General features: G+C 34.1%; 10 protein-coding genes. 1 reads left to right on the top strand and 9 read right to left on the bottom strand.

Annotated features, from left to right (window positions below; all coding sequences use genetic code 11):
- Window positions 1–36: 36 nt before the first annotated feature.
- From CGC48_RS05255 to CGC48_RS05245, 3 genes are all read right to left on the bottom strand, one after another.
- Window positions 37–633: an NAD(P)H-dependent oxidoreductase gene (locus tag CGC48_RS05255; RefSeq protein WP_098028740.1), complete on the bottom strand. Its 597-nt coding sequence runs from the start codon at window positions 631–633 to the stop codon at window positions 37–39.
- A 141-nt stretch (window positions 634–774) separates the two neighbouring features.
- Window positions 775–2,538, bottom strand: coding sequence for a RagB/SusD family nutrient uptake outer membrane protein (locus tag CGC48_RS05250; protein WP_098028739.1), 1,764 nt, complete (start codon window positions 2,536–2,538; stop codon window positions 775–777).
- A 10-nt stretch (window positions 2,539–2,548) separates the two neighbouring features.
- Window positions 2,549–5,524: a SusC/RagA family TonB-linked outer membrane protein gene (locus CGC48_RS05245; RefSeq protein WP_098028738.1), complete on the bottom strand. Its 2,976-nt coding sequence runs from the start codon at window positions 5,522–5,524 to the stop codon at window positions 2,549–2,551.
- 267 nt (window positions 5,525–5,791) lie between these two features.
- On the opposite strand from CGC48_RS05245, the gene CGC48_RS05240 reads away from it, so the two are divergent.
- The gene (locus CGC48_RS05240; protein ID WP_098028737.1) at window positions 5,792–6,379 is read left to right on the top strand and encodes a riboflavin synthase; all 588 of its coding nucleotides are present in this window, start codon (window positions 5,792–5,794) and stop codon (window positions 6,377–6,379) included.
- Here the strand turns inward: CGC48_RS05240 and CGC48_RS05235 are convergent, their stop codons facing one another.
- The 6 genes from CGC48_RS05235 to CGC48_RS05210 all read right to left on the bottom strand — a co-directional run bounded on the left by CGC48_RS05235 (window position 6,380) and on the right by CGC48_RS05210 (window position 12,469).
- On the bottom strand, window positions 6,380–7,204 hold the full coding sequence (locus tag CGC48_RS05235; RefSeq protein WP_232780581.1) for a geranylgeranylglycerol-phosphate geranylgeranyltransferase: 825 nt from the start codon (window positions 7,202–7,204) through the stop codon (window positions 6,380–6,382).
- A 140-nt stretch (window positions 7,205–7,344) separates the two neighbouring features.
- Window positions 7,345–9,498, bottom strand: a complete 2,154-nt coding sequence (locus tag CGC48_RS05230; RefSeq protein WP_098028736.1) for a S9 family peptidase — start codon at window positions 9,496–9,498, stop codon at window positions 7,345–7,347.
- Between the two features lie 3 nt (window positions 9,499–9,501).
- Complete coding sequence (locus CGC48_RS05225; protein WP_098028735.1) at window positions 9,502–9,816, bottom strand: DUF6787 family protein; 315 nt, start codon at window positions 9,814–9,816, stop codon at window positions 9,502–9,504.
- A 22-nt stretch (window positions 9,817–9,838) separates the two neighbouring features.
- Window positions 9,839–10,729, bottom strand: a complete 891-nt coding sequence (locus CGC48_RS05220; RefSeq protein ID WP_098028734.1) for an NAD kinase — start codon at window positions 10,727–10,729, stop codon at window positions 9,839–9,841.
- Between the two features lie 26 nt (window positions 10,730–10,755).
- Entirely contained in the window at window positions 10,756–11,412 is a 657-nt protein-coding gene (locus CGC48_RS05215) for a CBS domain-containing protein (RefSeq protein WP_098028733.1), read from the bottom strand.
- 130 nt (window positions 11,413–11,542) lie between these two features.
- On the bottom strand, window positions 11,543–12,469 hold the full coding sequence (locus CGC48_RS05210; RefSeq protein WP_098028732.1) for an alpha/beta hydrolase: 927 nt from the start codon (window positions 12,467–12,469) through the stop codon (window positions 11,543–11,545).
- Window positions 12,470–12,651: the final 182 nt, after the last annotated feature.

Below are 12,651 nucleotides of genomic sequence, written 5' to 3'. Positions count from 1 at the left end.
AAGGAGTTAGAAAAGTTCTAACTCCTTTTTTTGATTTTATAATTCAAAAATAACTTCTTCCAGAGGTAAACGTGATTTAGGATTTTTATCAGGTTGATTGCTATCATTTGAATCACGATAACCGATTGCTACGGCAAAAAGTGTTTTATAACCATCTTGTTGTAAGATTTCATCGTATTTCTCTATTTGAATTCCTTCCATAGGTGTACTATCAATTCCCATTGAAGCACAGGCACTTAAGAAATAACCTAAAGAAATATACACTTGCCGATGTAACCATTTTTTTGTAACTTCCTCACCTTTAGGTTTTACATTCTGTAAGTAATAATTGACTTGCCCTTCTGGTAAACACTTTCGAATTTGGCTTTCAAATTTTTCGAGGTCATCAAATCCTAAGAATACAACTAAGTGACTTGCATTATTGATTTTTGATTCATTAAAAAAGGAAACTTTTGCCAATTCTTGCTTTTTGTTTTCATCAGAAACAAAGATGAATCTCCAAGGCTGTGAGTTTATTGAGGAAGGAGCTAAACGTAAAATCTCTTTTAAATCGTTTATCTTTTCTTCAGAAATTTTTTTATTCTGATAAACTTTTGTTGTGTATCTATTTTTTGCTAAATCTAAAAAATTCATAATTACTTAATTTTGGTTTACATACTCATTTTTATCCAGCCACAAAGGTAACATTTATTTTTTGTAATTCGTGTGTAAATAAAAAATAAACAATAGCGATACGTCGCTATTGTTTATTTAAATTGCTTTATTTAGAAAAAGTTATTTCGTAGGATTTTGTGTAAGTGTTCCTGGGTATGAATTTATCGCTGTTTGCGGAATGTAATAAACAACTCTGTAATCATCTGCAGAAATATCTTGTAGTGCATTATGAGGACCTGGATAATGACGTTTAAGAGGTTTGCCATTTCTGAATACATCATAACTACGCTCAGCTTGAAAAGCTAATTCTAATTGACGTTCCTTATCAATCAATTCACTGGCATTTGAAGCATCTAAAGAAGGGTAACCTCCACCAATGATGGAACGCTCACGAATAGTGTTCAAATCTGTAAGTGCTTCGCCATAACGCCCTAATTTGGCATTTGCTTCAGCTCTGTTTAGGTAAACTTCAGCCAAACGAGAAATTACAGGTGAATGCAGATGTGAATCTTCCCCCTCACGTGAACATTTGGTAATATAGAACATAGGATAAGCACGATTTAATTTCATCAAATCATCTATAACTCCTTGATATACTTCTCCTTCATATTCAATAGAATACATTCCTTGTGAAACATCTACAACTTTAAGAGTGAACGGAGTTTCCACTTTGTTAGTTGTGATGAAACAAGTAGGCGTTCTCAATACATTATTCTCATAATCGTAATCCAACGGGGCTTGTATATATCCATAACCAGTATGTTGGCCTTGTTCATTTTTCATTTTATGGATAAATCGGAAGACTTTTTGTTTATGTTTTTCGTTATATCCTTTTATATCGACAGGTACTTCATACTGAGGTTCAATAAAACTTGCACGAGCATCAACAATTTTTCTGTTTGCCCAATCATTGCGTCCTGTTTCGTTGAGTAAATCGATGTATTTGGCACTGGCATACATTTCTCCCCAACCCATTCCTCCAATGTTGGCGTACATACCACCAATTCCGTAATAATGGTCGTATCCTGAAAACTCTGTAGCAACTCTTTTTACTACGAAGATAGATTCTTTGTTGTTCTCTGGTGTTAAGGTGTTGTATCTCATAAAAGATTGACGATCAAGCAAAGAGTATTTACCAGAGTTGATAACCTTGGAGGCATAGTCAACAGAAAGTTGAGCATAATTGGTGTTAGGATTTTCGTAAGTTCCTGACATATAAAGATATACTCTAGATAAAAGAGCTTGAGCTGCTTCTTTCGAAGCGTAGGCATTTCCTCTCTCGCGTGTTATAAGCTCTTCTGCTTTTGTTAAGTCTTTGATGGCTTGTTCATAAGTTTCCTTAACAGTGGCACGGTCAGGAAGTGTCAAATTCACAAGGTCATCTGGGGTTCCGTTTACTATGGGTACTCCCAAATTTGTTTCAGGAGATTGAGAATAAGGTCGCCCGTAAGCCCTTGAAAGGTAGAAATACATCATTCCTCTCAAAAAGTAGCATTCACCTAATTTGCTTTTGGTTTCATCAGAAGCTGTTTCTTCTGGAATTAACTTAATGATGTTAGATGCCTGAGCAATTACTTTATAACCACTATCCCAAAAAGATTGTAAACGATAATTGATAGGTGTACGTGAATAAGATATAAATTCATAAAAGGCGTCAGTGGAGCTTCCACGAATCATCATATTGTCGCCAGCATATTCGCCACAGCGGTGCATCACATCCGACCAACCTTTCATCTGTGCGTAACAGCCGTTAAGTAATCCATCAAGTGAACCATCGGGGTCACCTTTTATTTTTTCCGAAGACATACTTCCGTGGGGAAATCTGTCGATATCACAAGAGTATAATCCTATGGTAATTATCAGTGCATATATTATATTTTTCATAATGTTTATTTTAAAAATTAGCGGTTATTCCAAAAATAAATTTGCGTGTTGCTGGATAAATTGATGGCCCAGCAGAATTGATAGCCGTTCCTTCTCTGGTAGGTATTTCGGGGTCAACACCTGAGTAATCCGAAATAAAGAATAGGTTTTCTCCTGTAAGAGAAAAATACAACTTAGGAAGCTTATGTGCAGATAAATCAAGATTATAACCTATTGATAGTGAACGAAGTTTTAAGTAACTTCCATCTTCCAAGAAGCGAGAAGACACTTTGTTAGCGTTACTTTTATTCTCATACACAGCCTTAGGGTGTGTAGCATCATCACCTGGTTTTTCCCATCTTGACCAACCTTTTTTAAGTTTCATTTGATTTCTATCTGTATAAGTTCCGTCAGAATCGTACTCTGTTCGAGAGTAGTTATAGATTTTTCCTCCGTATGAGAAACCAAAATTAGCACTCAGATTAAAGTTTTTATAAGTTAATGAAGTTCCAAAACCTCCGAAGAAATCAGGTGTAGCGTTGCCCACAGCAACTTGATTTGCTTCAGCGTAATTGGAGGTTTTTTCACGGGTTTCATTACCATCTGCATCTTTCACTGTTTTGTACCATTGTGGAGCTCCTGTTTCTTTATTAACACCCGCCCATTCTACCATATAGAAAGTATCGGCATCAAGTCCAGGTTTTAGTAACTTGTTGGTACTACCTGCGATGCCTAACCCATCGGATATGATAATTTCTTTCCTATCTCCATATAATTTTTTTACTTCATTGATATTTTTGCCAAAGTTAGCATCAACAGACCAGTGTAAGTTATCATTTTTGATGATTGAAGCAGTTAAAGTTGCTTCCACTCCCTTATTGCCAAGGCTTCCTACATTTCTCCAAATTGAAGTTACACCTGTAAGTCCCGAAACTGGAACAGGATACAGAATATTATTTATGTCCTTGTTGTAATAATCAAATGTGAGAGATACTCTGTCGAAAAGAGTTATATCAAGCCCAACACCTGTAGTAGCGGTACTTTCCCAAGTTAAATCCTTATTTCCTACCTGTGAAATTAAAGCACCAGGCGTTTGATTGTAACTCGCTCCTGTAGAAATAGCGTATAAATCATATTGAGGATATAAAAAATTAGGACGACTACCTACAGTTCCGTACGATGCACGAAGCTTAAGTATATTTATCCATTTGGGAGTGAACCAATTTTCGCGATGTACATTCCAACTTCCACTAACAGAGTAGAAAGTTCCATATTTGGCATTTGTACCAAAGTTAGAAGCCCCATCACGACGTAGAGAACCCTCCAAAACATACCGATTATCATAACTATATACAATCCTTGAAAGGACCGATTGAACAGCCCATTCAGAAATTCCTCCTTTTGTCCTTTCAGGTTTTGTAGCTATATCAAGAACAGAGAAGCCAGGAACGATACCTGTACCTGCTGCAGAAAGTGATTTCCCCCAATAGTCGTTATATTCATAGGCCACAAGTGCATTGATAGAATGTTTGTCAAACGATTTATCAAACTTCAATATCTGATTTGTATAACGGCGTATAATATTATTTTGTCCTTCAGATATTCTTCCTTTAACACTTTCTCCTCCTGATGAACGAGGGTCTTCATAACTATTGGAAAAACTACTTATATATTTGTAGTTGTTCACCGAAGAAAAAGTAAGCCAATCATTAATCTTAACATCAAAATCCAATCCACCCATTGCTTGGAACAACTTACTTGCTCCCCAATTCCATTGTAAATCATATAAATAGTTAGTTGAATTTCTATTCACCCAAAGTGAAGAACGGTGTGGAACGATATTTCCATCTTTGTCATAAGGGCTGTCCCAAGGTAAATTTGAATACATTGCCCCTACCGAATGTTGCCTATCATCAGTAGTTCGAACTGTGCCAGAAATATTTGGTTTGATAGTAAGCCACTTGAAAGGTTGATAATCTGCTTTTAATCGGAAATCATATTTTTTGTAGTCATATCCTTTTACAGCTCCTTCTTCATCATAATAACCAATTGAAAAATAAGAACGAAGTGCTTCTGAGCCTCCACTTACCGAAATACTATAATCTTTCACAATTCCCATTGTTGTGGCTTGTTTCCACCAATCGAAATTACTATTGCGTAATTCAGGATTCCATTGGGTAAATCTGATACTGGATTTATTTGAAAATGAATTGAAGTAATCGTATAACTCAGCTCCGTCCATCATCTCTAAATTACCATTAGAAAGCATACTAACCCCTTGTCGTACCGATACTTGCGATTGTAATTTCCCTTCTTTGGCTTTTTTGGTGGTTATCAGAATAACTCCGTTAGCCCCTTGTGAACCATAGATAGCGGTAGAAGCTGCGTCCTTTAAAATGGTCATTGATTCAATATCTGAAGGATTCAAAGAACCCGCATCTGACCCTACTATAACTCCATCAATTACCCAAAGAGGAGCAGTACTTCCGTTCAGAGTTGATTTACCACGAATAATGATAGCTCCAGTTTCTCCAGGGCGTCCTGAACCAGGAGCAACAAATACCCCTGAGACTTTTCCATTAAGCATATTTTCCACAGAAGGAGTGGTAATGTCAGCTAATTTTTCTTTCTTAATGGTTTGCAAAGCTCCTGTTAAACTTTCCTTTTTCTGAGTTCCGTATCCGATGACTATAACATCATCAAGTTGTTGTGTGTCTTCTTGAAGCTTGACATTAATAGTTTGTGTTTTGCCTGAAGATGTTACTTTCTGGGTTTGTGTCTGGAATCCAATGAAACTAAATTCAAGTATGTCGCCTTGTTTGGCTTCTATTTCGTAATTCCCATCAAAGTCAGAACTCACTCCGTGTGTACTTCCTCTAACCAAAATACTAGCTCCTGGCAGAGGATTTCGATTCTCATCAGTAACAGTTCCTGTTACTTTTATTTGTGCTGACAAAGACAATACACTGAATGTCAGTACAAGTAATGCTAATAGTTTCCCATTCATATCTCTACTTTTTTGAATTAATTACAAGCTGGTTTTACGTGAAGAGTGTCTGTGTTTTAGTTGTGATATGTTATTTTCTACTTGATAAGTAATGGTATGATTATTCCACTTTAGTGAAAAAATTAGATTACAAATTTATAGAAATTTTATGAAAAAAATCAAATAAATGTGAAAATTAATTTAGTTTTTTCTTTTCAAAAAATATTGAGAACTTATTATTACCTTTGTACCTTATGATGTATTTTTTCAAACTAATTTTACAGAGATATGTTTACAGGAATTATTGAAGATTTAGGCAAAATTATAAGGGTTGAAACAGAAAAATCAAACTTGCATTTGTATGTAAAAAGCAAATTTACTTCGGAATTGAAAGTAGATCAGAGCGTTTCACATAACGGAGTTTGCTTAACTGTTGTTGATATTCAAGATGATATATACAAAGTTACTGCCATTGCTGAAACACTTGCAAAAACTAATCTCGGAAATTTGCAAGTAAATGAAATCGTGAATTTGGAGCGAGGAATGCTTCTCAATACACGTTTAGACGGACACATTGTACAAGGTCACGTTGACCAAACAGGTGTTTGTACTAATGTTGAAGATGAGAACGGAAGTACACGTTTTACGTTTTCATACGATGCCAAAAGCAGAAATGTAACCATTGAAAAAGGCTCAATTACTATAAATGGTGTTAGCTTAACGGTGGTAGATTCGTTTGAAAATCAGTTTAGTGTGGTAATTATTCCTTATACAATGGAGCATACCAATTTTAAAAAGATCAAAGTAGGAAGCATCGTGAATTTGGAATTTGATGTAATAGGAAAGTATGTGTCTAAATTAATGTCTGTCAGGTAATTATTTTATTTTTGAAATCCAACTTAAATCAATTAGAACCACACTAAATATCCCAGCAATAAGCACGAACTTCAAAATATTGTGAATCAGAATATAGTGATTACGAAAGCTACTACTCCATAAAATAATGAGAGATAAAAGCAACATAATTTGGGAAAAAATCAAGTAATATGACATATATCCAACATTAAAATGTACAATTAGTACATAAATAGGAATAAAACAGCATAAAGAAGTGAGAGTAATGGTTATTTTAGCTCGTTTTTCCCCATATTTTACTGGAATTGTATGATAATTATGTGCCAAATCGCCTTTTAAGTTTTCTAAATCCTTGATAAATTCTTTTGTAAGTATTAAAAGAAATAATAAAAGTGCGTGAATGAAGATTACACTATCAAAATTTCGATAGTGAATAAATACCGCAAAAAAAGGAACAATTGCTAAAATTGCTGAGGTAAAATTCCCCCAAAAGGGAATTTTTTTTATTCGGTGTGAGTAAAACCACATACTAAAAATATAGCCCGAAAAAAAGATTACCGATCGGAAAGAAACATAACTTGCTACAATTACAGATAAAAAATTGAGTAAAAAATAGAGAGTTAATTTGGTGTTTTGTCCCACCAAACGGTCAATCATTGATTTTAAAGGTTTGTTAATGAGGTCTTTTTCTTTATCGTAAAATCCGTTGATGATGTATCCACCAGCTATTGCCAAAGCTCCAGCCAGAACCAGCATAAAAAGATTATCATCGAGCAATACTCTGCGGATAGATATATCTTTAGAGAGGACAAAAATTGATGCTAAATATTGAGCAATACAAATCATCAAAATATTGTACCCCCGAACAGACGAGAATAGCCCGAAGATTTTGAGTAAAGTGCGTTTTGTTTTCTTTCGAATCACGATTTCTCTATAAATGAAGAGAGAAAAACAGAGGTAGTTCCGTTTTTCTCTCATAGTAACTTTTATTTATTGTTTGTTTTTATATAATCCAAAATGCGTTGCACCAAATTTACGTGGTCGATGCCTCGTACACCGTGTCCGTGCATTGGATAGATGGACAAATCCACTAATTTTTTCTTTGTGATGGATTCCTGCATAAGCGAGAATACGTGCTGCGGAACTACCACATCATCAACACTTCCGTGGATAAAAAGTAGCTTTCCTTCCAAGTTATCTAAGTATTTACCCACACGGCTATTCTCGTAACCCTCAGGATTTTGCGTAGGAGTGTCCATATAACGTTCTCCATACATTATTTCATAATATTTCCAATCGGTTACTGCACCTCCCGCAACCGAAGTGGTGAAAACTTTTGGGTGACGCAACATCAAACTTGAAGCCATAAAGCCACCAAAACTCCACCCGTGAACAGCAATTCGTGAACCATCAACGTAAGGAAGGGATTTTAAATATTCTATACCATCAATTTGGTCTTTTATTTCCATATCACCTAACTTACGATGAATGGCACTTTCGAAAGCGAAACCACGATTAGCACTTCCTCGATTATCAATTGTAAAAACGATATAATCTTCATTCTCAGCAAAGACAGGCATCCAAAGATAAGAATCAGCGAGCCAAGAATTGGTAACCAGTTGAGCGTGAGTACCTCCGTAAACATATACCAAAACAGGATATTTTTTTGTAGGATTAAAATTTTGAGGTTTATGAATTTTGCCATACAATGTGGTTCCGTCAGTGGCTTTAATTTCCAAAAGCTCAGTAGTGCCTATGGCAATATTTTCAAGTGGATTTTTTGCTGTTAAAATATTTTGACTTGTACCTGATTCTGTATTGATTATATCAATATTTTGTGGAATTGAAATACTACTATATGAGTCCAATAGAAATTTAGCATCAGAGCTTAATTGCGTTTTATGTGTTCCCGCAACTTTCGTTAAAACTGTAATTTTTTTCGGATTTTTTAATTCTATTTTGTACGTATGTTTTTCGCGTGGGTCTTTACCTGTTCCTGAGATAAAAACGAACTTTGCTTTTGGGTCAAATCCTAAAATATCTTGTACAACCCATTTAAAATCAGTTATTTGTTTGATTAATTTTCCGTTGACATTATAATGATAAATATTCATAAATCCGTTGCGTTCACTCATCCATAAAAATTCATCATTTTTGTTAGGTAAAAAGGTTGCAGGATACTCAGGTTCAATCCATTTGCTATTTTTTTCTTCAAAAAGTGTATTTATCTTTTTTCCTGTAGAAGCATCATATCTATTGAGCCAATAATGATTTTGGTCTCGATTAATTTCTGCTATCAAAATAAACTTTTCATCGGGCGACCACGAAAGATTTGTAAGATAATGTTCATCGGTGGTGTCAATATCTAAATAAATGGTTTTGTGTGTTTTAATGTCAAAAATACCTATGGAAGCTTGTTCACTTTTTTGACCTACCATTGGATATTTTATTAATTTTGAACTTGCGGGAGTTGTATTGATGTCTACTAACGGATAGTCAGTAACATTAGTTTCGTTTTTCTGGTAGAACGCCAAAAAGTTACCTTTAGGTGACCAAAAAGTTCCTTTCTTGATGCCAAATTCGCTACGATGGATTGCCTGTCCCGATACAATATTTTTATCAGAATTGTTTGTAACTTCTATTTTTTCATTACCTGAAATAGCTACAAAAAGATTATTTTCAATGGTATAAGCAATAGCCTTTTTGTGTTTGTTGAAATCTTTGTTTTCTGCTCCAGAAGTGAAATTAATTGAAGTTAAATGTTTGTTATTCAGATAATCGTAAACCTGAAAGGCATTGTCTAATTCAAAAATTAGTTCGCTTTGGTCAATGTGCGTAATTGATGGCAATTGCCTTAATTTTGAGTATGCTGCTACCATATCTTCACCAGAGATAGATTTCGTTTTTTGCCCCATTGCTGAAACAATTTCGAAAGATAAATCATTGTTGTAGATATAGTTACTTGTTCCTTCAATCCATTGTAATGAATTGTAATTTTCTGGATAAAGGAGAGAGTATCCCTGAGGAGAATCGCTATTGGTTATGTAACCATAAACAGCATCTTGTATGGAAATTTTTTTCCCTTGTCCTAAAATAATGAAAGAAGTTAAAACAAATAAAATTGAAAGGTATTTTTTCATCGGTTATTGGTGTTTTTGATTTGACATTTTTTGTTTTCTGATTCCAAGCATTTTCTTTTCGAACTCCCAAAAAAATCGGAATTGTCCTAAAAGTGTCCCTACGATTAACAGAATGATTTGGTATATGGGTAGTATGATGATTAATCGTAAAATCCAAGCTAAAACAGGGTTTAACTCATTAAAATTCAATCCAATGTAATCACAAAAAGGTCTTGATATTTTAGCAGAGAGCGAACCTGTAATTGTAAAAGTGATTAGAATGAGCCAAACTTGTGTGTTTGAAGTAAGATTCCAACGTTTTTTTAGTTTTTCGAGCATACTTTGTTATAATAGATTGTGATTAATTATTTTTATTTCGGCTATCTTCTCCCCATAAGAGTTTATTTCTGAGTGTGTTGATGAAACTCTCTCCTTCCAATCGAATCATTTTTATGGAAAAATCAGCTTTGCGAATTGTTACAGAAACCTTGTTGAAGAGTGTTTCAATCCGAGAGTCGAATGAAATCAGATATTTTTTCTCTCTTCCTGAGATAGTTAGCTTAATTTCTGTGTCATCAGGAATAACTAACGGACGGGCGTTTAGGTTGTGTGGAGCAATGGGAGTAATTACAAAATTTTTTGCATTTGGGATAATCACAGGTCCTCCACAACTTAGCGAATAACCTGTTGAACCTGTAGGAGTTGAAATAATCAGTCCGTCAGCCCAATACGAGGTCAGGAATTCTCCGTTGAGTTCTGTATTGATGGTAATCATTGAAGCTGTGTTCTTTCGGGTTACGGTAATTTCATTCAAAGCAAAGTTAATTTCACTCACAGGTTTCCCATCGCTACTTACAACAGCTTCAATAACAGAACGTTCTGCTATTTTATAATTTTTTGTGCGTAAAGCAGAAAACACGTTTTGGATTTCATCTTTCTGGGCTGTTGCTAAAAATCCAAGTCGCCCAACATTAATTCCTAAAATAGGAATATTCAAGTTGCGAACAAAAGTAATTGCTCGTAAAATAGTTCCGTCACCTCCAATGGTGAGCATTACATCAAAAGAGGCGTCAAGGTCTGAAAAACAGGTAAAAGACTTATATCTATCACTAAGGATAGCTTCTTGTTGTAAACTATCAAAAAGTTTTTGTTCTATGTAAACAATATCGGAAGGCTCAATATGAGTGAACAAATCTTTAAATACTTTTTTATAGTTTTCGGAATATTGCTGGGCGTAAATTGCTATTTTCATTTTGATATTATGGGTAGTAGTTTTTGCTATATGTTTAAATATTTATCAAAATAATTCGATTTTTCTTTCAATTCCTGCAAATAAAAATCATCTTCTTTTTCAACCAATATGGCATACTGATAACGGCGAAATGTTTGTAGAATTTCAGTTAGTGAATTACTAATGATTTTCAATGTTATGTGAACTTTTCCGTTAGCAATTTCGGAAATGAACATTCCTAAAATTTTGGCGTGATTCGATTCTACTATTTGTGAAATTTCACTGAAAGAGTATTCCTCCTGATTTTTTTCCAGAACAATAAAGCTACCAACTTCTCTTAAAAAAGGAGTTTCTGAAAACAAATGAATAAAGTCAACCAACTGATAATAACCTAAATATTGGTTTTCCTCGTTCAAGACAGGAACGATATTGCTATCATATTTTACAAAAATTTCCATCACTTCCTCCCAACGAGCATCTTTCTTAGCGAAAAATATATCCATATCATACAGATAATCAATGATTTTTTCATCGAGAGGAGCAGAAAGGATAACCTCACGAGGAAGCAAACCAATCATATTTCCGAAATTAAATATCGGTAAATGCGACAAGTGGTGTAGCTTCAGTAATTCTACAGCTTCATAAACAGAAGTTTCTGGTGTTATAACAGGGAGATTGGTTTTTAAGGAATTATGAATTGACATATTTGTATGGTGTTGATTTATAGTATCTTTTTTGATTTCTTAATTTTATTTTTTATTCTAACTCTTTGCGACAAAGATAATACATTTTACAAATGAATTCAACTTGAGGAAAAGCCCCTCTATTTTTTGATTATTGTTTCACAAAAGTTGTAATTTCTTTTACTAACGTTGCATTAATAGGCAGATTAGGATTCCCGTAAGATTGCATATTTTGAATATCATCAGTTATTGTTTTTAGTACGTGATTCATTTGTTCAATGATGCAAAATTTAGCATTGGGCGAAGCGTTTTTTAAAATTTCTGCTTCAGAAACAGGAATTTGCAAATCGGAAGTTCCATTTATGATAAGTACAGGCATTTCTAGTTTTTGAATTTCAGTTTTTGGGTCATACTTTAGCCAAGAAATCATATACGGCTGAGCACTTTTTCTGAAAACACCTTGTAACATAGGGTTTTGTACTTCTACAATGTTTCCTTTTTTCAGTTCGGAAAGAATTTCTTGACTTTGTTTGAGCAGAAAAGGAGAATTTTTTTCTATCTGATATTCAATAACTTTATCAATTGTGTTACCAGCTCCTGCAATGGAAATAAATTTATCAACATTTGCTTTTTGTGATGCAATCATTCCGATAAGAGAACCTTCGGAGTGCCCAGCAATGGTTATTGATTTGTATTTTTGTTGTTTTACGAAAAATTCAGCTACTAAAATGGCGTCTTCAATAAAGTCATTAAAAGAAAGTTCTTCCTCTTTAAGATTATTTTGCTTCATCAATCCAAAAATACGTTTGTCGTAACTGAATACAGAAATCTGATTTTCAGCTAATTCCTGAGCTAAAAACTTAAGTGAATTGTTTTTCAAGATAGGTTGATTTCCATCGCGGTCGGTAGGTCCTGAACCAGCAATCAAAATAACTAAATCTGTCTGTTCGGGAATTTCTGGAGTGTACAAACTTCCATTCAGAAGTGAATTTATCTCAATATTTTCCACAACAAAAGAAGTTTTTTGTGCAAAAACCTGTGCTGAAAATAAAATGAGTAGTAAGAAAGCCTTTTTCATAAGTTGAAATATATGATTTGCTAACAAAAATAAACTTTATTTTTAAAATAGAACCAATAAACAGAAAAATTAGTCATAAAAATGAAATTTATTGCGTTGATGTTCTCCTTACAAACTTGTGATACCAAAAAGATTTTGTACTTTTGACCTTTCCCAAAAGGGAAATTTTTAATAATAAACCA

It is taken from the genome of Capnocytophaga cynodegmi (assembly GCF_002302475.1).
Taxonomy (GTDB): Bacteria; Bacteroidota; Bacteroidia; order Flavobacteriales; family Flavobacteriaceae; genus Capnocytophaga; species Capnocytophaga cynodegmi.
The sequence above is the reverse complement of the archived record's forward strand: the minus strand, read 5'-3'. Positions and strand labels throughout refer to the sequence as shown.

What these genes read in the sequence shown, in the direction of transcription:
- CGC48_RS05225 (WP_098028735.1), bottom strand. Translation starts at nt 9,816, where the DNA reads ATGCTCGAAAAACTAAAAAAACGTTGGAATCTTACTTCAAACACACAA.
- CGC48_RS05210 (WP_098028732.1), bottom strand. Translation starts at nt 12,469, where the DNA reads ATGAAAAAGGCTTTCTTACTACTCATTTTATTTTCAGCACAGGTTTTT.
- CGC48_RS05240 (WP_098028737.1), top strand. Translation starts at nt 5,792, where the DNA reads ATGTTTACAGGAATTATTGAAGATTTAGGCAAAATTATAAGGGTTGAA.
- CGC48_RS05215 (WP_098028733.1), bottom strand. Translation starts at nt 11,412, where the DNA reads ATGTCAATTCATAATTCCTTAAAAACCAATCTCCCTGTTATAACACCA.
- CGC48_RS05245 (WP_098028738.1), bottom strand. Translation starts at nt 5,524, where the DNA reads ATGAATGGGAAACTATTAGCATTACTTGTACTGACATTCAGTGTATTG.
- CGC48_RS05255 (WP_098028740.1), bottom strand. Translation starts at nt 633, where the DNA reads ATGAATTTTTTAGATTTAGCAAAAAATAGATACACAACAAAAGTTTAT.
- CGC48_RS05250 (WP_098028739.1), bottom strand. Translation starts at nt 2,538, where the DNA reads ATGAAAAATATAATATATGCACTGATAATTACCATAGGATTATACTCT.
- CGC48_RS05220 (WP_098028734.1), bottom strand. Translation starts at nt 10,729, where the DNA reads ATGAAAATAGCAATTTACGCCCAGCAATATTCCGAAAACTATAAAAAA.
- CGC48_RS05230 (WP_098028736.1), bottom strand. Translation starts at nt 9,498, where the DNA reads ATGAAAAAATACCTTTCAATTTTATTTGTTTTAACTTCTTTCATTATT.
- CGC48_RS05235 (WP_232780581.1), bottom strand. Translation starts at nt 7,204, where the DNA reads ATGATTTGTATTGCTCAATATTTAGCATCAATTTTTGTCCTCTCTAAA.